Below are 19,323 nucleotides of genomic sequence, written 5' to 3' on the forward strand. Positions count from 1 at the left end.
GGCATGAGCAAGTTTGTTGAGTTGAAAGAAGCGGTTGCATCGACCCTGAAACCCGGTGCAACGGTTGCCTTCGAGGGGTTTACCCACCTCATTCCCCACGCCGCAGCGCATGAGGTCATTCGCCAGAACATCGGTGACTTGACTGTCGTCCGCATGACTCCGGACCTGATCTATGACCAACTCATCGGAATGGGGCTGGTGAGCAAGATCGTGTTTTCCTATGCCGGAAACCCCGGCGTCGGTTTGCTGCGCCGCCTGCGCGATGCGGTGGAGAATGGGTGGCCGCGCGCCATTGAGCTGGAAGAGCATTCACACGCAGCCATGGCCAACGCCTATGAAGCCGGCGCTGCGGGACTGCCGTTCGCGGTGTTTCGCGGCTACAAGGGAGCCGGGCTGAAAGAGGTGACACCAACCATTCGTTCGGTGACCTGCCCTTATACCGGGGAGGAACTGGCAACCGTGCCCGCCATTCGGCCGGATGTGACCTTCATTCATGCCCAAAAGGCGGACCGCAAGGGTAACGTACTGATTGAAGGGATTGTGGGGGTGCAAAAGGAGGCGGTGCTGGCTGCGGATAAGGCCATTGTCACCGTCGAAGAAGTCGTGGATGAGCTTGATGCACATCCCAACGCCTGCGTTTTGCCGTCGTGGACCCTTCATGGCGTGTGTGAGGTGCCCGGCGGTGCTCATCCTTCCTATGCACACGGTTATTACACACGAGACAACGCCGCCTATCTGGAGTGGGACCGAATTGCAGCGGACAGAGAGCGGTTTAGGAGCTGGATGCAAGCTCATGTGTTGAATGCAGGTGCCGCCGACTTCGCCGCACGGATCAAGCCAGTAGAGGTGACCTCATGATCTCACGTGATTTTACTGCAGATGAGATGATGACCATTGCTGCCTCGCGGGTTCTGAGCAATGAAGATGTGTGTTTTGTTGGCATTGGCGCCCCCTCGGCTGCCTGCAATGTGGCGCGCCTCACACATGCGCCGGATATAACGCTGATCTACGAAAGCGGCACCATTGGTACGGCGCCGGATGTGCTGCCCTTGTCCATTGGCGACGGGGAACTTTGTGAGACAGCACTGACCACCGTTTCAGTACCCGAGATGTTTCGCTATTGGTTGCAGGGGGGATGGGTCACGATCGGCTTTTTGGGCGCTGCTCAGATCGACCGTTTTGGCAACATCAACACCACTGTCATTGGTGATTACGCCGCTCCAACTGTGCGCTTGCCGGGCGGTGGAGGGGCTCCTGAAATCGCCTCGGCCTCCCGTGAGGTTTACATCACGATGAAGCAATCCACGCGTGGCTTTGTGGAGACCATCGATTTTTACACCTCCTTCGGACACGGTGAGGGTGGAGACCACAGGCAACGCCTTGGCATTTCGACAAAAGGCCCCAGCTTGCTGGTTACAGATCTGGGGATCTGGCGGCCGGATCCGCAAACAAAGGAGTTTACCGTCGTCTCGCTTCATCCCGGTGTTACCCGGCAGGACATGCAAGACACGGTGGGATGGCAGGTTCGATTTGCGCCTGAACTTGAACAGACAGTCGCTCCAACCGTGCTTGAGCTTGAGGTGCTGCGGGACTTGAAAGCGCGCACCAAGGCGGCTCATGAGGGTGCTGCGAGAGGGGCCGACTGATGCAGGACGTGTATATCTGCGATTACACTCGCACACCAATTGGCCGGTATGGTGGCGCGCTGGCGGCCATTCGCGCGGACGACTTGGGGGCCTTGCCCTTGCAAGCGCTGATGGAACGCAACCCTTCGATCGATTGGGAAAAGCTCGACGAGGTTGTCTTCGGCTGTGCCAATCAGGCTGGAGAGGATAACCGCAACGTGGCCCGCATGACTACGTTATTGGCAGGTCTGCCGGATGCGATACCAGCCACAACAGTCAATCGCTTGTGTGGCTCGGGCATGGATGCGGTCACAATCGCGGCGCGGGCCATCAAGGCCGGAGAAATGGATCTGGTGTTGGCTGGCGGGGTCGAATCCATGTCGCGTGCGCCGTTTGTAATGCCAAAAGCAACGACAGCGTTCTCGCGCAGCAATGAGGTTCACGACACCACTATCGGATGGCGGTTTATCAACCCGCTCATCAAACAGCAGTATGGCGTCGACAGCATGCCGGAGACCGGCGAAAACGTTGCCGAACAGTTTGGCATCAGCCGGGCTGATCAGGATAGGTTCGCAGTAGCCTCCCAGCAAAAGACAGCAGCAGCTCAGCGTCGCGGGCGGCTGGCACAAGAAATAATTCCGGTTTCTGTTTCCAATCGGAAAGGCGAGCCACATGTTGTCACAGAGGACGAGCATCCGCGCCCTGATACCACGTTGGAGTCACTCTCCAAATTGCCAGTGCCATTTCGTTCCGGCGGTACGGTAACCGCTGGAAATGCGTCTGGCGTGAATGATGGTGCCGCCGCGTTGATTGTGGCATCCGGTGCGGCTGTAAAGCGCCATCGCTTGACGCCGCTGGCGCGCATTGTGGCAGGTGCCACCGCAGGTGTCCCACCAAGGATCATGGGTGTGGGACCTGTTCCTGCCACGCGAAAACTGTGCGACATGATCGGATCCCAGTCGTCGGACTTTGAGATCATTGAGCTGAATGAAGCTTTTGCCAGTCAAAGTCTTGCAGTGCTTCGGGAGTTGGGGTTGGACGAAACGGCTCCGCACATCAACCCGAATGGCGGGGCGATCGCGCTGGGCCATCCGTTAGGTATGTCCGGCGCGCGAATTGTCGGCACGGCTGCGCTGGAGTTGAGCTTGTCCGGCAAGAGGACCGCGCTTGCTACAATGTGCGTCGGGGTAGGGCAAGGTATTGCCATTGCGTTGGAGGCGGCATAGCAGCCATGGACAGCCAGAGATTCTTTGCAGCTGATCTGTTTTTTGATGAGGCCGTCGATTCCTTGTTCAGTGAACAAAAGATGGTGGCGCATGCGGTGCAGGTTGAGTGGGCGGCAGCCAGCACCATGGCGCAAGCTGGCCTTGTGCCAAGCGAGCACTCGGCAGAAATTGACAAGGTATGCGCAACCTTTACCCTCCCACATGAGGATTTTGTCACGGGTTCACTGCGGGACGGCGTTTTTGTTCCTCAGTTGGTGAAACAGTTGCGGGCTGATTTGTCGGCGTCCGCTGCCAAGAGCCTTCATTTTGGCCTGACAAGTCAGGATGTGATTGACACCGCTTTGATGATGAGCCTTCAAGCTGCTGTCGAAATTCTGTCCAGTCGGCTGTCTTGTGTTCGCGAAGAAATCGCAAGACTTGACCGAGAGTTTGGCAGCGAGCCGCTCAGTTCATGGACCCGGATGCAAAAGGCGATTTCGGGTACCGTGTCCGATCGTTTGTCGAGTTGGTCTCACTCTCTTGATGATTTGGCGGTGCATTTGGCCCGAGTTGAGGCTGAAGATCTCAAGGTACAGGTTGGCGGCCCTGTTGGAACACGTGCCGCCTTTGGTGAAAAGACGCAAAAGGTGGTGGCTGGGATTGCTGACCGTCTGAACCTTTCTGAAGGCCAGGCGTGTTGGCATGCAGATCGCAAGGGGCCTGTGAGGCTGGCCAGTACCTTTTCGGGGGTTTCCGGGAGTCTGGGCAAGATAGGTCAGGATTTGGCGCTCATGAGCCAGCAGGGCATTGAGACCGTGCGGTTGAGCGGTGGTGGCGGGTCCTCTGCCATGCCGCACAAACAGAACCCCGTTCTCGCTGAAGTGTTGGTGACATTGGCCCGTTTCAATGCAAGCCAGATCGGCGCCATGCATCACAGTCTGGTCCATGAGAATGAGCGCTCGGGCGCAGCATGGATGTTGGAGTGGATGATTCTTCCCAAAATGGCTTCGGTTGCTGCGCGGAGCCTGTCATGTGCCTTGGAACTGTTAAAATCCGTTGAGGCGCTGGGGGAAAGCTGAAAATTTCTGTTTGAAACGTGAAGCCAGATGCCGCGCTCTCTGCAGGGCGCGTTTTTTTTTGCAATGGTGCTGCCACCGGTCAGTTTGACGCGAGACCAAGGCGTCAAACTTGTGCAAGGACAAAAACAAAGTAGGGCAGGATGAGCGAATGCTGAAGAAACTCGCGCTCCTCGTGGCAATGGTCACGGGCTTCACCTCTGCGGCCATTGCCAATGAGATCAACGCGAACCAACCTGAAAGTGTCGCGAAGGCATTGCAGGATTTGGGCTATCAGGCCCGCATGGATACGGATGCTGAAGGCGATCCTGTCATTCATAGCTCTGTGTCCGGGGACCGCTTCAATATTCGGTTTTACCTGTGTGAGGACGGCGAAGACTGTGAGGGTCTCCAGTTCCGCGCCGGATGGGACCTGGATGACGGTTTTGACATGGAGCGGATCAACAAGTGGAACCTTGAGAGGTTGGTTGGTAAAGCTTATCTGGATCCAGAAAGCGACCCGTTTCTTGAAATGTATGTCACCACCAAAGGTGGCCTCAACGAAGCAAACTTTGCTGATGTCGTTGACTGGTGGCGCGTGGTCATGGGCGAGTTCATGGTCTACATTCAACAAGAAGGCGCTTGAGGCTCTCAAGTTGGCGGAAATAAAAAGCCCTCTCGTTGTCATGACGAGAGGGCTTTTTGTGTTTGTCGATGGCTGGATGACGTCAACTGCTCAATACGTGGGGCAGCCATAAGGTGAGTGCGGGGAAACTGAGCAGGATAAGAACCCGCACGACTTCTGCCATGAAGAAGGGCAAGACACCCTTGAAGGTTTCAATCATCGGAACATCGCGAGCCAACGCCGAGATGACGAATACATTCATGCCAACTGGCGGGGTGATGAGCCCAAGCTCCACGACGATCAATGCCAAGATGCCGAACCAAACCTTCAGGTCTTCCGTGCTCATGCCATATCCGGACCCCTCAGCCAACTGATAGATGCCCCCGTTCATTTCGGAAAGCACCGGCCAGAAGAACGGGATCACCAACAGCATCATGGACAGGCTGTCCATCAGGCAGCCAAGCAGGATCAGCGCAACCAGCAAGATCACCATGACCGTCATGGGTTCAAGCCCGGATCCGGCTATCCATATGGCTGCTTCTTGCGGTAAGCCACTGCGGGACATGAAGATTTTGAGAAGTTCAGCCCCTAGAAGGATCAGATAGATCATACCTGAAGTGCTGGCGGTTTCTTTCAGGGCATCGCCCAGAACCGGAAGGGAAATCTTGCGTTGCAATACCCCGAACGCCAGCACAAGGAACACCCCGACAGCCGCTGCGGGGGTGGGATTGTACAGGCCAACATAAATGCCGCCGATAACCAGACCGAACACGATCAGGACCGGGATCATTCCCAATGTGGCAGAAACGAACTCTTCCCGCGTTCCCGCACCGCCCTTGGGCCCCGCTGCAGGGTTGATCAGCACATAGGCGGCAATGGTGAGCAGAAACAAGATGACCGCAAGCACGCCGGGAATGAAAGCCGCCACGAACATGGTGACAATGTTGGCTTCGACGATGATGGCGTAGATAATCAGAACAACGGAAGGTGGAATGAGAATTCCCAGTACACCGCCGGCTGCCAGCGTTCCTGTGGCAAGCGCGCCTGAGTAGTTGTAGCGGCGCAACTCGGGCAGGGCGACTTTTCCCATTGTGGAGGCGGTGGCCAGCGACGAGCCGCAGATGGCGCCAAACCCGGCGCAAGAGGCGATTGCGGCCATGGCCGTGCCTCCGCGCAACCATCCGAGCCATGCGTTTGCGGCGCGGAACAAGGCTTGGCTCAGCCCGGTTTTGGCGGCCAACGCGCCCATGAGCACAAACATTGGCACCACGGACAGATCGTAAATGGAGAATTGCCCATACGCCAACGTTTTCAACTGGCTAAGCAACAGGGCCGGGCCGTTGATGAGAGCAATGCCTGCGCCGCCAACAATGATCATGGCGTAGGCAATGGGAATACGAATGCCGATGAGCACGATCAGAACAAGCAGCCCACCGACGCCCATGGAAAGGGACTCAGCCATAAGGGTATCTCGTCAGCGCCGTAGAGGCGGCATTGTGCAGGGTTATGACAGCGGCCACGGCCACCAGACCAAGAGAAATCAGAATGGGAATAAAGGCCAGCCAGTGGGGAATCTGAAGAATTGTGGTTGTGTAGTCGTAAAGCCGCTGATCTTCCATGCCCAGATACATGCGCCAAAGCAACAACACACTGAACCCGAATGCGATGACAGAGGCCAGTAGACTGAGCACGGCTTTCACTCTTGCAGAAGCCCGCGATGTAAACACATCCGCCGTCACATTGGCATCTTTCAGTTGGCAGTAGGGCAGGAAGGAAAACGCCGCAATGGCAACGCCCATTTCCGTCAGTTCAAAGTCTCCGGGAAATGGGGTCCCGAACATGCCGCCAACAACCGAGATCATGTTGACGGCCACCACGAGCAGCAACACGACACCGCCCATCAACGCCCAACCCGTAATCACGGCTTCGGCCAGCCTCTTGAGGCTGACCGCTGCGCGTGTGCCCGCTTGGCGGCGCATTCTACTGGCCACCGTGCTTTGCAACAGCTGCGCGGGCCTTTTCAACCAGACCAGCACCATCGATACCCTTGCTGCTGACCTCCTCGACCCAACGGTCGACAACCGGCTCCAGGGCTTGGTTGAAGGCCTCGGTCTCTTCCTCGGACAAGATGATGTGCGTGTTGCCCGCCTTTTCTGCCAGACCGATGCCGAAATCATCTGCACCGCGCCAGATATCGCCAACCTGAGCCAGCCACTCTTCGTCAGAAGCCTCTCGGAAGGCTTGCTTGATATCGTCGGGCAACCCGTCCCAGCGTGCCTTGTTCATGGAAACCTGAAAGACGGCGGTGCCGAAACGTGCTTCTGCAGCCCCTTCGATTTGATAATCGGTCTGTTCCTGAATCTTCAGCGGAGGGATGATTTCCCAGGGAATAAAGGCACCATCAACCACGCCCTTTTGCAGCGCTTGCGGTAGATCTGGCACCGGCATTGCAGCAGGTGATGCGCCGAGCGCCTCAATAACCCACGCACCGGTACGGGACGGGGTGCGGATCGTGGTACCGGCCAGATCTTCTGGACTGCGCACTTCCTTGTCGCGCATCTGGATGCCATTGCCCGCATGGACATGCAGGAACATGACTTCGAGGCCCTTGTATTCCTGCTTTAGGTCACTTTCGAACAAATCCTTGAGAGCCAGATTGGCGGCCTTCGGATCATTCACATAAACCAGCGGCAGTTCCATCACTTCTGTGCGTGGAAACAGACCGGGGGTGTATCCATTCAAGGTCCAGACAAGATCAACAACACCGTCTCGAGCCTGCGAAACGAGTTCGGGCGGGCGCCCGCCTAGTGTCATGCTCGGATAGATCTCGATCTCGACCTGCCCGTTGGAATTCTCCTCTACCGCCTTGGCCCAGGGTTCCAGCATTTGGGCGTGGGCAGGCGCCTTGTTACTCAGAAAGTGATGCAGTTTGAAGGTATAGTCGGCAGCTTGCGCACCAGATGACAGGGCGATGGCGGAAACCGAAGTTGCGGCCACAAGCGAGAAAATTCCAAGAGCTTTCATTACGTCCTCCCCAAAAAGGTCAGTTACACGCAGTTGCGATGTCTTTGCCGTCCAGACGCTCTATCGGTAACCTGAAGTTGCACTGGCATGCAAACCCATAAGCGACATTGTCTCCCATGGCGCCTTCCTACTCCCGTGTTCCATCGGCGCGACAAAGGCTGTTTGAAAGCCCCGATGGAAGGCAGGCGCCAGTTTGCCGTTTCTCCGATAAACTACGTAACCAGTTTTAATCTATTCCATGGAAGGCGAGGTGGGTAAAATTGGATTTTCGCTGAATATTATAACTATTTTGATATGTGTATATGGCCTTGGACGGCAAATGGATTACGCATCCATAAGCGATTTGTTTGCAGGTAGGGATGCTGCAGCTAGATTTTTCAAGATATCCGCGAAAAATTGAGAGGCTGGACCCAATGACTGGTCTGAGCGGACAACGAGGCCGACTGAGCCGCGCGTGGAACTCGTGTCGATGGGCAACTCCACAAACTGTCCAGATTGGATTTCCGCCGAAATGACCCCGCGAGATATGATCCATATCGCCATGTGGGCGCGGGTAAATGCGCGGCCGAAGGAGTCGGAGACCGTTTCGATTGCGTTTTGGGGTTCGGGAATGCCTTGCTCAATGAAGAGGCGATCCACAAATGGCCGAATGATGGAGTCGGCTGATGGCATCAAGACAGGGTAGGCTCCCAATTGGTCAACCGATACCTGCGCGTCCCCGGCCAGTGGGTGGGAGGCGTCCACCGCGAACACCACACTTTCGCGGTAAAGGGGCTCAAAAGTCAGATTCTGCATGTTTTCTGGTGCGGGGAGCCGACCCATGACCATGTCCAGCTCACCGTTTCGCAATTGATTGAGCAGAACCTTGTTTTCACCCGTCACGATGTGAAGGCGGTTGCGCATGCCTGACGCAATATAGGTATCGACAGCGTCAGGGATTAATGCGGCTGATACCGTTGGCAAAGCGCCCAGACGTATCATCGGTCCATCTTCGGCGCTGAATTGCGCCAGCGCGTTGATGCCATTGCGGGCCGCGGCGAGGCTTGTTCCCGCGTGCTTTAAAAACATCTCACCGAACTGAGAAATCTTGATGCCGCGTCCATCCTTCTCAATGAGCGGACGGCCACAGATCTCCTCTAGTTCGCGGATCGTACGAGTCACGGCGGGCTGAGTAAGATTCAACACTTCGGCGGCGCGACTGACACTGCTGAGCCGAGCTACTTCAACAAAGGCTTCGAGATGGCGTAGTTTCAGGCGCCGAATATTGTTCATTATATCAAATTCAAAAACGTTATGGATCGTCTCGCGGTTATAGGATCGGACTTGTGTAAGGGTCAATACTTAATAGGTGTGATGTGGAATAACCCACTGAGTTCAAAAGAAAAACGATGCAACTATGAGTAGAAGTTGGTTTTCGTTAAGGTCAGCACTGTCTTCCGTGTACTGGCGCTGGTGCTTTTGTGGCAAAGCATGGAAACCAATTCATCCAAAATGCAGTCACAGGCCCCGGAGGCCGGCGCGATCATTTGCCGCCTTCATTGCTTATTGCTGGTAAACTACGGGATTTGCACCCGGGGCGTTTCCTTGGTGGCCACCTCATTTCGGATTAAATGATTAAAATGACTCATCATTAGTTGCATCTCTGTGCCATATTCAGCTTCTGTTCAGTCGTTGGTTCATAAGTTGTGTCTGGACACATTGACAAAAACAATTAATCATTAGGTTACGCTAGGGTAAGGGGTTGATCCAAATTCTAATAATCACACTAAAAAACCATCCAGATCCGGCGTCTATCGGGAGGTAAACTGTGCTGCTTTGGGCCGATAAGTATTTGAAGAAAATTGGATCCCGTCTTTTGATCGGGGTGGTGGCCGTACTGCTCACCATTTCCCCTGGTTCTGCAACATCAGTTCTGGATCGTATTCTCGAATACGGGGTGCTGCGTGTCGGAACAACGGGTGACTGGATTCCCATGTCTGTGCGCGATCCGAATACGGAACAGTATAGCGGTTACGACATTGATCTCATGAAGGCGCTTGCCGCGGATATGGGGGTGAAAGTCGAGTTCGTTCGGATGGATTGGGGGAACCTCGTGAAGGGATTGGAAGCGGGTCTGTACGACGTCACCACTTCTGCCTCACTGACACCCTATCGAGCGACCAAAGCAGGTTTTTCTGAAAGCTATTTCACTGTGGCGACTGTGCCAGTCACGTTACGGGCCAACGAGGGACGGTTTAACACGTGGAATGACTTGAACAGGCCGGGCGTTGTCATTGCCGCAACGATGGGAACCAGTCAGGAAAAGCAGATAGAGGAGTTGTTCCCGCAAGCTGATCATCGCATCGTCGTCACACCGCGTCGCGATTACGAAGAGGTGCTGGCGGGACGCGCAGATGCGCATATCACCTCAGATGTGGAAGCGATAAAGCTTGTTGAAACTTATAATGAGCTGATGATCGTACCGGTGGAAGCCCCTCGGGCGCCATCGCCGGTTGCCTTGATGTTGCCGCGTACCGATCAGGTCTGGATCAACTTCGTGAACACGTGGATCCGCTTCAGGAAAGAGCGCGGTTTCTTCGAAGACCTTTCCAAGGAATGGAAATTGGCCCGCCGCTGAGCAATATGCGGGGCTTGAGCTTTCCTGCACGAATAGCAGTCGGGCGGCGTCTGGAATGATGACCCCGCCTGAACTTGAGGCATTGGGAACCCGGTCTTAGTGTGTATAGTGGGTGTCCCAACGTCAGGCGGCGGAGGTGATATGGAAACGGCCTACACCATAGCAAACCGGATCAATTCGTTTTTCCAGAATCTGGACGAAGGACAATGGAAAACGGCTCAGGAGAGCCTGTTCGATCCAGTTTATCTGGAAGACGCGCTTTGCGGTGCGGAGCCGGCATGTCAAACGTCCCCGCAGTTGGCCATGGATCGCATGAAGGCATTTTTGACCCGATTTGATGCAAGTCTCCATTACATCAGCAACATCATTGTCGAGTCTCAGGAGCAAAAGGCGTGCGCTCGCCTTTATTCCACGCGCACCTATCACAAGACAGGGGCAAGCCCGCCGGGTTTTTTGAAGATCTACGGTATCTATGAGATGTCGCTGGTGAACTCAGGCGGTCAGTGGCAGATCGACTTTCTGAAGTTTTCCGAACGCTTTCGCGAAGGCTCTTCTGCGTTGTTGGACCTTGAACCGGATGCGGAATGACACGTTCAGCAGGGGGAGGAAAAGTTTGCCGAAACGCGTCTCGCAAATTATACCCGCGCTGATCCTTGTTGCACTAGTCGGTTTTGCCGCGGTTGCGCCAGTTAGCGCCGCGCCACTTGGTCCCGATCCGTTTCCCGGCATTCGCGGGGCCGATCAACGCGAGATGATTGATTCCTGGGAAAGTCCATGGAGTGCAATCGGACGCATCAACATTGCGGGATTCCGACAGACATCCATGTGTACGGGCACACTCATCGCCCCTGATGTCGTGATAACGGCGGCACACTGCCTTTTCAATCGCATCACGGGCAATGCGCATCCGGTTGACCGGATCCATTTCGTGGCCGGTGTTCGTCGCGATGAATACCTGGCCAACACCACCGTGGCCTGTATTGCTGTGGCTCAGGACTATCGATTCAATCGGAAGCCGCTTTTGTCAGAGACACGGAGTGATATGGCCCTCTTGTATCTGAAGGAACCGATCTCCGGGATCCCGTCTGTTCCCACCGTTGACGTGCGTGGAGAAGTAATTGCGACCGGACCCTTTTTCGCCAGTGTCGGTTACTACCGCGACAGGCCATTTCTGCCGTCCATCCATCGCGGCTGCGAGATCATTTCGGAACAAGACGGCATCTGGCTGACCAACTGCAACACGAACTATGGCGGCTCGGGAGGACCGGCGCTCATTGAAATCGACGGGGAGGCGCGGGTCGCTGCGGTCGTGATTGGAGCGACGGAGGACAAGTACTCCATCGCCATCCCCATAAGCTCCTGGCCGGACTTGCAAACCGAAAATGCTTGCGTTAATGCGCCTGACCGTGCCGCCGTTGGCGGGCAGCGTTAGCCGGGGCCAAGCATGGAAAGCCGCTTCAGGTGGCGGCAGGTTCATTGGGGTGCTCACACACCCTTGAAAATGCTGCCCAATACCAACAGGCCCCAGCCGCCTGTCATCGCCCAGAATGTGTTTCCGGTAATGACTGGAATGTAGATGCCGCCCACGGCACTCAGAAGGGCCATCACGCCGAGCGCAAAAGCCAGAAGAAACACAATAAAACTTGGTGCGGAAAGTCTCATGAAATCGTTCCGTCGTTGGGGGAGATGATTTTGTTAGATCCAAACACTGCTAGCATGGGGGCATGTGCCAGACCAGACCTGCCCGAAACTTGTCGGCAACCAAATTTCCGGTTGCTGCGGCTTTGAAAAATGTACCTGAGGGCTGGCGTTCTGCTCAATTCTTCACTAATGACAGGCGACACAACGGATAGCTTAGGGTTTGGAGCCGGGAAGGCGCCAGTCTGATGGTCGGCGACACCAACCAAGCCCCTTCCACTTAAGATATGCGGGCGGCGGTATCGGTCTGCCCAAGGAGGCTCAATGAGCGTTGAACCAGCAGCAACAGATGGTCTGTTGCCTTTCCAGAAACGCCGTACATTCGCGATCATCTCACACCCGGATGCCGGTAAAACAACCCTGACTGAAAAGCTGCTTCTGGGCGGTGGCGCCATTCGGGCAGCCGGTCAGGTTCGTGCTCGCGGTGAGCGCCGCCGTGCGCGCTCGGACTGGATGAAAATTGAGCAGGAACGCGGTATCTCCGTCTCCAGTTCCGTCATGATGTTTGAGCGCAATGGCATTGTTTTCAATCTTCTGGATACACCAGGCCACGAAGACTTTTCCGAAGACACCTATCGTACGCTGACAGCGGTGGATGCTGCGATCATGGTCATTGATGCCGCGAAAGGTATCGAGAGCCAGACGCGCAAGCTCTTTGAAGTGTGCCGCCTGCGTGACATTCCAATCATCACCTACGTCAACAAGATTGACCGCGAGGGCCGTCATCCGCTTGAGATTCTGGACGAAATCCAGGAGGCGCTGGCTCTGGATGTAACGCCAATGAGTTGGCCGGTCGGCATGGGCTCGGATTTCTTCGGTGTTTATGATCACATTCACAACAGGTACCTGACGTCCTCTGCCGGACGTGGTGGTGCTTTTGATACAGTGCGCGAAGTCTCAGGTGTTGAAGACGAAAAGCTGCGCGACGGGATATTCGACAACATTCTGTCTGATCTGGAAGAGAACGTTGAGCTTGGCGGTGCGGGCTACTCGGAATTCGATCGTGAATCGTTCCTTGAAGGGCATTTGACGCCTGTCTTCTTCGGTTCTGCCCTGAAAGATTTCGGCGTGGATCAGATTCTGGACTTTATCGCGGCCAACGCGCCGGCTCCACACAGCCAACCGGCAACACGGGGTCGAACCATCATGCCGGATGAAGGCAAGGTGACCGGCTTTGTCTTCAAGGTGCAAGCCAACATGGACCCGAAACACCGCGACCGCATCGCCTTCGTGCGATTGTGTTCGGGTACGTTCAAGCGTGGCATGAAGCTCAAGCATGTGCGGGCTGGAAAGCCGATTACCGTGTCGGCGCCAATCTTCTTTTTCGCTGAAGAGCGAGAGATTGCTGAAAAAGCTTATCCGGGCGACGTGATCGGCGTCCCGAACCATGGACAGTTGCGTGTAGGCGATACGCTATCAGAAGGCGAAGACATTCACGTCACGGGTCTGCCTGCTTTCGCACCGGAAATTCTGCGCCGGGTTCGTCTTTCCGACACAATGCGTGTCAAACAGATGCGCCGAGGCCTTGAAGATTTGGCGGAAGAGGGACTGGTGCAAATCTTCAAACCGGTGATCGGGACAAACTGGATTGTCGGTGTAGTGGGCGTTCTTCAGCTGGATGTGGTCATTGACCGCCTCAAGGCCGAATACCAGACGGAGATCGATTTCGAACCGGTGATGTACAACACCGCGCGCTGGGCTGAGTGCGAAGATGGGGTCAAGCTGGATCGTTTTCTTGAGACCAACCGTGCCCATGTTGCCCTGGATCGGGACGACAAGCCGGTCTATCTCTTCAAGAATGCATGGGAAGTCTCCTACGTCAGCGAGAAAAACCCGGACATCAAGTTCCGCGAAACGCGTGAGATTGTTCAGGTTGATGACTGATTTTCAGACCCGTTCCCTGACAATGATGGTTGTATAAGGCTAGCGCTAATGTTGGATCCTGCCCTCAAGACCTTGTTGTTGCCGTTTGAAAACGGCAGCCTTTCCGTACCAACGGACGAACCGGTTCAGTTCCTGCGCGCGCGCTATGCGCCAGAACTGAAACAGGTTTTTGGTTCGGACCTCGTGTGTCTGCAAACATTTGCGCCCGATGCTGAGCCGTTGCAGCGTGCTGGTTTGGCACTGGCGGAAACGGCGGTTGAAAATGCTGCGGTTACACTGGTTCTGCCGCCACGCCAAAGACAGGAAGCCCGCGCGTTGCTGGCGCAAGCCATAATGGCAACGCGGCCGGGGGGCTGGGTGGTTGCCTGTGTATCCAACACGGAAGGTGCAAAGTCCTGTGAGGCGGACCTGAAGAAACTGGCCGGTATTTCCGGCAATCAATCCAAACACAAGTGCCGGGTGTTCTGGGTGCAGCGGGACGATGCGGCCATAGATACGGAACTCATGGATCAATGGCTGGCACTGGATGCACCGCGCGAGATTGAAGACGGGCGATTTGTAAGCCGTCCCGGCATCTTCGCGTGGGATCGCATTGATCCGGCCTCTCGTTTGTTGGTTGATCATCTTCCCGACAACTTGTCAGGCAGGGCAGCGGATCTGGGCAGTGGTTTCGGCTATCTCTCTGCAGAGTTGTTGAGCAGGTTCCCCGGTATCGCGGCTCTGGACTTGTATGAAGCGGAGAAACGGGCATTGGATCTGGCACAGATCAACGTCTCCAAGCTTGAACCTTCCATACCCATCGGGTTTCATTGGGCGGATGTTGCGCGCGGGCTGAACCACAGTTACGACGTCATCGTTATGAACCCACCCTTTCATACCGGCAAGGCGGACCGCGCGGATCTGGGGCAGGCGTTCATCATGGCCGCCTCCAAGGGGCTTAAGCCGGGTGCACCTTTATACATGGTTGCGAACCGCCATCTGCCTTATGAGCAAACGCTGGATCGTTATTTCGAAACCTACGACATCATAGCGGATGAGCAGGGCTACAAGGTGATCAAGGCGGTAAAGGCGCGCCGATGAGACTGGTCAAGATGCTGGCCAATATGGGCTATGGTTCGCGCAAGGAAATGCAGCAGGCCATCCGCAATGGCTGGGTGACAGACCGAAGTGGCACTCCGCTGGCGATGGACAGCAAGGTGTCGGCGGAAGACATCTTGTTTGATGATGAGCCTTTGGACCCGCCGCAGGGTTCCGTTCTCATGCTGCATAAACCGCTAGGCACGACCTGTTCCAAGAGGGATCCCGGCAAGCTGGTCTACGATCTGTTTCCGGATCGGTTCAAGCGCCGCAAGCCGCCAATCTCGTCGATCGGTCGTCTGGACAAGGATACGTCGGGCCTGCTGTTGTTCACTGATGACGGCCAGTTCCTGCACAAGGTCATTTCTCCGAAAACGGAAACGCCAAAAGTCTATCAGGTGACGCTGGAACGCCCCCTTTCCGGCTCGGAGGCAGACCTGTTTGCCAGTGGAACATTGATGCTGGAAGGCGAGGACAAACCGCTCAAACCCGCCGAGCTGACGGTTTGCGGACCGGCATCCGCAACGCTTGTCTTGCACGAGGGGCGATATCATCAAGTCCGGCGCATGTTTGCTGCCACGGGCAATCATGTTGTGACATTACATCGGTCGCAAATTGGAGGCCTCACCCTTGGCGATCTGGCGGCGGGGCAATGGAAAGTGCTCTCTGCTGACGAAAGAGCGAAGGTTCTCTAACGCGGAGGGTGAGTTGGCTGTGTATCTTCGCCTTGCCGCACTTGCCTCTGTGTGCCCGACCGGTACTTTGATCAGGTTGTTGGAGGCCTGATCTTGCCAAGTATACCCCTTCCATTTCTCACCGCGATTTTCTTGGTGCTGATTTTATTGCGTCTTTGGATCGCGGGGGGGCGGCATTCAAGTGTCTTGTTGCTCGTCACGCTGGCGTTCTACTGCATTCAGTCCATTTTGGTGGGTGTGAATTGGGGTATCAGCGCCTTGCCTCCACTCACGCTGGCTCTGGTCGCCATTGTGTTGCCTCCCCTGACCTGGCTGGCTCTCAAAGACCTAAATGGTCGTGTCGGCATGGGGGACACTACTCGGGTGTGTGGCGTTGTTTGCGCGCTGGCCCTTGGCATCTATGCCAGCTTTTTGCTCGGATATGGCTATGGACCCGATGCCATCATTGCCCTGACATATCTTGGGTATGGAACGGCATTGATCCTGAAGGCGAGAGGTGAGGGCGTAGGCTGGGCTGAAACTCAGCCGTTTCATCTGGTTGTGCCTGCTCGGTTGGCCTTTATCAGCGCCGGTATCCTTTTTATCTTGTCCGCCGTGGTGGACGTCGTCGTCGGTCTGGATTTCGCTATCACCGGGGGCAAATCTGCTGCGGGAATTGTTGCTGCAGCCAATGTAGTGGTACTGGCCAGCTTGGGGGCGCTCTACGTATTCGTTACCTCCGGCCAGCACCGAGCTGTTGAAACGGAGGTGTCGGCACGAGACGAACCGGCGGTCAGTGACACGCAACGGGATTTGGTCGTGCGATTGAAAGCGCGGCTATCCCAAGATCAGCTTTACCGTGATGAAGACTTGTCACTGCAAAGACTGAGCAAAACCGTCGGGGCCCCTCCGCGTATGGTTTCAGAAGCCGTAAATGCCGTGGAAGGCCTTAATGTGCCGCAGTTCGTGAATGGTTTTCGGGTGGCGGAGGCCTGTGAGCGTCTGCGCACCACAGACCAGACGGTGACAGAAATCATGTTTGCTGTCGGTTTTGCCACCAAGTCCAATTTCAACAAGGAGTTTCAGCGTGTGACAGGACTGAGTCCATCTGCTTTTCGAACCCAGTCCCGCTCTGCTCTTGATCAGTCGGCGTAGTTGATGCTGGATACCAATTTGTTCACTTCGATATTGACCGCGGCCTCAGTGATAGGGGCCAGAAAGTCCAGATAAACAACAGCGGCATCTGCAATCAGTTCGAATGCATCGGCACTTCCGCTGAAATGCAGCGCTGCCCGATCTGTTTTGAGGCGCACCTGCTCGTAATTCCCGGTGAGATGGGCCGCCATGGCATCCAGAGCCACATCAAGGCTCCAGGATTCAGGGAGTTCAACGGTTGCTTCCGGATCACACAAGCCGAGAGCAGACCAAGCCGAGCGCTCCATTTCGATTGTGACTTCGACGCCATTGTCAGAAAGGTGTGCTTTTAAATCACACCACTTGTAGTCCGAGGTCTTTACACGGATTTGGTTTTTGTCGGCTTTCTCCGTGTTCACAGCAAAGGCAACACTGTCGCCCAGAATCCGGAGGCCGGAAGCGTCGGGTGCTTCCAGTACTTCGTTCTCGGCTGCGCTACCTGACAAGCTCAAGGCTACAAGACCGCCAACAACCAATGTGGTGCCTCCAAGGAGAATGTAACTGAGTCTCAACATGAGATGTCCTTTCATCGTTCAAGATGAGAACACCTGCGCATCTCTCAGTCCTGCGGGCGACCTCAAGGTCCAATAGAGGTCGCCAACAGATTCTCAAACATGTTTCAGGAAGGAAAACCGCAGAAATGGAGGGAATTATCCCTCCGCGAGCATTTCCAGCTCGAGCCATTCCTCTTCCAGAACCTCCAGCTTTTCTTGGGCTTTGCCCACTGCCTCGGTGACCTTGTGGAACCGCTCCGGATTTTTGGAAAACAGGTTTGGGTCTTCCAACTCGGCTTGCAGCTTGGCGATTTTCTGCTGCTGGGCATCTATCTCCTCAGGCAACGCTTTCAGACGGTGCTGCTGAGTAAAGGTGAGGGTGTTTTTTCTGGCTGATGACGCCGCCTCGGGCTTGCTCTTGTCTGGCTTGTCCGCCTTGTCCTTTTTGGGCTTCTCCGATTTGGCCGCCTTCTTGGCTTCAACACCTATGCCGCGTTGTGCCACCATGTCAGAGTAACCACCGGCATACTCTTGCCACTTGCCATTGCCCTCCATTGTGATGACAGAGGTACAGATGCGGTCAAGAAAGTCACGATCGTGGCTCACAAGAAAGACCGTGCCCTGATAATCGGCGATCAGCTCTTGCAATAGGTCCAGTGTTTCCAAGTCAAGATCGTTGGTCGGTTCATCCAGAACCATGACATTGGAGGGCATGGCCAGGGCTCGCGCCAGTAGCAATCGCCCGCGCTCACCTCCCGACAAGACACGTACGGGGGTTCGCGCCTGCTCGGGTTTAAACAGAAAATCCTTCATGTATGACATGACATGTTTGGAGGTGTCTCCAATGATGACGGTATCACCACGCCCCCCGGTCATTGCGCTTACAAGCGTGTCATTGGGATCCAGCTTTTCCCGCTTCTGGTCCAATGTGATCATCTGCAGGTTGGCTCCTAGGCGCACAGTGCCGCTGTCTGGCTCCAGATCCCCCACTAGCATCTTGAGGAGGGTGGTCTTGCCGGCCCCGTTTGGTCCGACAAAACCAACGCGATCGCCCCGTTGAATGCGGGTGGAGAATTCCTTGACGATGGCGCGATCATCGTAGCTCTTGCTGATTTTTTTCGCTTCACTTACCAGCTTGCCCGAAATGTCACCTTCGGTTGCGGCCATCTTGACGCCGGCTTGCGGGCCCTTGTAATCGCGTTTCTTCTGGCGCAATTCCGCCAACTCGCGAACACGGCGCATGTTGCGTTTCCGCCGCGCAGTCACACCATAGGTCATCCAGTGCTCTTCCTGTTTGATCTTCAGGTCGAGCCGTTGCTGGTCCCGCTCTTCTTCCTCAAAAACCTTGTCGCGCCATTCTTCGAACTTGGAAAAGCCTTCTTCTTGGCGGCGAGAGATGCCCCGGTCGATCCAGACCGTAGACCGCGAGAGGTTTTCCAGAAATCGACGGTCGTGCGAAATCAGCACAAAGGCGGACTTCATTTGTTTCAACTCAGCTTCCAGCCATTCGATAACCGGTAAGTCCAGGTGGTTGGTCGGTTCATCAAGAAGCAGGATGTCCGGCTCCGGCGCCAGCGTCCGGGCAAGTGCAGCCCGTTTGGCTTCGCCACCGGACAAGGTGGCAGGGTCTTCCTTGCCTGTAAGGCCAAGCACTTCCAGAAGGTATTGTGCCCGGTAGTGATCGTCTCCCGGTGCCAATCCTCCTTCCGCATAGGCCAGTGTGGTCTCGTAGCCGGACAAATCCGGTTCTTGCGGTAGATAGCGGATGGTGGTGCCCGGTTGCACGAAGCGTTCGCCCTTGTCCGCCTCAACCAGTCCGGCTGCGATTTTCAAGAGTGTGGATTTGCCGGATCCGTTGCGCCCGACCAAACAGATCCGCTCTCCATCGCCGACCTGCAACTCTGCGCCTTCAAGCAGTGGGGTGGCCCCAAAGGTCAGATGAATATCGCGAATATGCAGAAGTGGTGGTGCCATTCGTTAAATCCCGGCTTATGAATTATGTAAATGAGGTGTATACGGCATGTGTAGGCCCCGTCTATCATATTGCCGGCTGATTTGAAGTCGTAACTCGCGCAAATTGGCTTTCAAGCACCGGCAAAATGACTGTCCACCCGGTGGAATCGGCTGCTCGGGCAGTAAATGCTTGTTCTC

General features: G+C 55.5%; 19 protein-coding genes. 12 read left to right on the forward strand and 7 right to left on the reverse strand.

All coding sequences use genetic code 11. The features are described 5' to 3' along the window. Positions 1 to 3: 3 nt before the first annotated feature. The 5 genes from G512_RS0118920 (at position 4) to G512_RS21890 (ending at position 4,531) form a co-directional block, all read left to right on the forward strand. Complete coding sequence (locus G512_RS0118920) at positions 4 to 858, forward strand: CoA transferase subunit A (protein ID WP_028483062.1); 855 nt, start codon at positions 4 to 6, stop codon at positions 856 to 858. Beyond that, positions 855 to 1,646 (forward strand): CoA-transferase subunit beta, encoded by a 792-nt coding sequence (locus tag G512_RS0118925; protein ID WP_028483063.1) that lies wholly within the window; start codon positions 855 to 857, stop codon positions 1,644 to 1,646. The genes G512_RS0118920 and G512_RS0118925 overlap by 4 nt, the downstream gene beginning before the upstream one ends. Continuing rightward, positions 1,646 to 2,851 carry a 3-oxoadipyl-CoA thiolase gene (pcaF, locus tag G512_RS0118930; RefSeq protein ID WP_028483064.1) on the forward strand — a complete coding sequence of 402 codons (1,206 nt, stop codon included), beginning with the start codon at positions 1,646 to 1,648 and terminating at the stop codon, positions 2,849 to 2,851. Before G512_RS0118925 ends, pcaF begins: the two co-directional genes overlap by 1 nt. A 5-nt stretch (positions 2,852 to 2,856) precedes the next feature. Continuing rightward, positions 2,857 to 3,909 (forward strand): 3-carboxy-cis,cis-muconate cycloisomerase, encoded by a 1,053-nt coding sequence (locus G512_RS0118935; protein ID WP_028483065.1) that lies wholly within the window; start codon positions 2,857 to 2,859, stop codon positions 3,907 to 3,909. 148 nt (positions 3,910 to 4,057) lie between these two features. After that, on the forward strand, positions 4,058 to 4,531 hold the full coding sequence (locus tag G512_RS21890; RefSeq protein WP_051269698.1) for a YbjN domain-containing protein: 474 nt from the start codon (positions 4,058 to 4,060) through the stop codon (positions 4,529 to 4,531). 82 nt (positions 4,532 to 4,613) lie between these two features. Here G512_RS21890 and G512_RS0118945 read toward each other — a convergent pair whose 3' ends face one another. The 4 genes from G512_RS0118945 to pcaQ all read right to left on the reverse strand — a co-directional run bounded on the left by G512_RS0118945 (position 4,614) and on the right by pcaQ (position 8,806). Then, complete coding sequence (locus G512_RS0118945) at positions 4,614 to 5,972, reverse strand: TRAP transporter large permease (RefSeq protein ID WP_028483066.1); 1,359 nt, start codon at positions 5,970 to 5,972, stop codon at positions 4,614 to 4,616. Next, on the reverse strand, positions 5,965 to 6,489 hold the full coding sequence (locus tag G512_RS21895; protein ID WP_051269701.1) for a TRAP transporter small permease: 525 nt from the start codon (positions 6,487 to 6,489) through the stop codon (positions 5,965 to 5,967). Before G512_RS21895 ends, G512_RS0118945 begins: the two co-directional genes overlap by 8 nt. Position 6,490: 1 nt before the next feature. Further along, positions 6,491 to 7,534 (reverse strand): TRAP transporter substrate-binding protein, encoded by a 1,044-nt coding sequence (locus tag G512_RS0118955; protein ID WP_028483067.1) that lies wholly within the window; start codon positions 7,532 to 7,534, stop codon positions 6,491 to 6,493. 324 nt (positions 7,535 to 7,858) lie between these two features. After that, positions 7,859 to 8,806 (reverse strand): pca operon transcription factor PcaQ, encoded by a 948-nt coding sequence (gene pcaQ / locus G512_RS0118960; RefSeq protein WP_028483068.1) that lies wholly within the window; start codon positions 8,804 to 8,806, stop codon positions 7,859 to 7,861. Between the two features lie 535 nt (positions 8,807 to 9,341). Between pcaQ and G512_RS0118970 the strand changes: the two genes are divergently transcribed. The 3 genes from G512_RS0118970 (at position 9,342) to G512_RS21900 (ending at position 11,583) form a co-directional block, all read left to right on the forward strand. Then, on the forward strand, positions 9,342 to 10,151 hold the full coding sequence (locus G512_RS0118970) for a transporter substrate-binding domain-containing protein (RefSeq protein WP_208975081.1): 810 nt from the start codon (positions 9,342 to 9,344) through the stop codon (positions 10,149 to 10,151). Positions 10,152 to 10,292: 141 nt separating this feature from the next. Then, positions 10,293 to 10,739 carry a nuclear transport factor 2 family protein gene (locus G512_RS0118975; protein WP_028483070.1) on the forward strand — a complete coding sequence of 149 codons (447 nt, stop codon included), beginning with the start codon at positions 10,293 to 10,295 and terminating at the stop codon, positions 10,737 to 10,739. Between the two features lie 25 nt (positions 10,740 to 10,764). Beyond that, the gene (locus tag G512_RS21900; protein ID WP_051269704.1) at positions 10,765 to 11,583 is read left to right on the forward strand and encodes a trypsin-like serine peptidase; all 819 of its coding nucleotides are present in this window, start codon (positions 10,765 to 10,767) and stop codon (positions 11,581 to 11,583) included. Between the two features lie 53 nt (positions 11,584 to 11,636). Here G512_RS21900 and G512_RS22685 read toward each other — a convergent pair whose 3' ends face one another. Beyond that, the gene (locus G512_RS22685; RefSeq protein WP_155943670.1) at positions 11,637 to 11,813 is read right to left on the reverse strand and encodes a hypothetical protein; all 177 of its coding nucleotides are present in this window, start codon (positions 11,811 to 11,813) and stop codon (positions 11,637 to 11,639) included. A gap of 300 nt (positions 11,814 to 12,113) precedes the next feature. Here G512_RS22685 and G512_RS0118990 point away from each other — a divergent pair, with 300 nt between their 5' ends. From G512_RS0118990 to G512_RS0119005, 4 genes are all read left to right on the forward strand, one after another. After that, positions 12,114 to 13,733: a peptide chain release factor 3 gene (locus G512_RS0118990; RefSeq protein ID WP_036490310.1), complete on the forward strand. Its 1,620-nt coding sequence runs from the start codon at positions 12,114 to 12,116 to the stop codon at positions 13,731 to 13,733. Positions 13,734 to 13,781: 48 nt separating this feature from the next. Continuing rightward, entirely contained in the window at positions 13,782 to 14,813 is a 1,032-nt protein-coding gene (locus G512_RS0118995; protein ID WP_028483072.1) for a class I SAM-dependent methyltransferase, read from the forward strand. Continuing rightward, positions 14,810 to 15,505: a pseudouridine synthase gene (locus G512_RS0119000; RefSeq protein ID WP_028483073.1), complete on the forward strand. Its 696-nt coding sequence runs from the start codon at positions 14,810 to 14,812 to the stop codon at positions 15,503 to 15,505. Before G512_RS0118995 ends, G512_RS0119000 begins: the two co-directional genes overlap by 4 nt. A gap of 93 nt (positions 15,506 to 15,598) precedes the next feature. Beyond that, the gene (locus G512_RS0119005) at positions 15,599 to 16,639 is read left to right on the forward strand and encodes a helix-turn-helix domain-containing protein (RefSeq protein WP_028483074.1); all 1,041 of its coding nucleotides are present in this window, start codon (positions 15,599 to 15,601) and stop codon (positions 16,637 to 16,639) included. Here G512_RS0119005 and G512_RS0119010 read toward each other — a convergent pair. Together G512_RS0119010 and G512_RS0119015 are read right to left on the reverse strand one after the other, a co-directional pair. Next, a complete protein-coding gene (locus G512_RS0119010; protein ID WP_028483075.1) occupies positions 16,627 to 17,193 on the reverse strand; it encodes a hypothetical protein in 567 nt (188 codons plus the stop codon). The genes G512_RS0119005 and G512_RS0119010 overlap by 13 nt on opposite strands. 135 nt (positions 17,194 to 17,328) lie before the next feature. After that, positions 17,329 to 19,146: an ABC-F family ATP-binding cassette domain-containing protein gene (locus G512_RS0119015; protein WP_028483076.1), complete on the reverse strand. Its 1,818-nt coding sequence runs from the start codon at positions 19,144 to 19,146 to the stop codon at positions 17,329 to 17,331. Positions 19,147 to 19,323: the final 177 nt, after the last annotated feature.

Origin of the sequence: Pseudovibrio exalbescens DSM 16456, assembly GCF_000422785.1 — a bacterium.
Taxonomy (GTDB): Bacteria; Pseudomonadota; Alphaproteobacteria; order Rhizobiales; family Stappiaceae; genus Pseudovibrio; species Pseudovibrio exalbescens.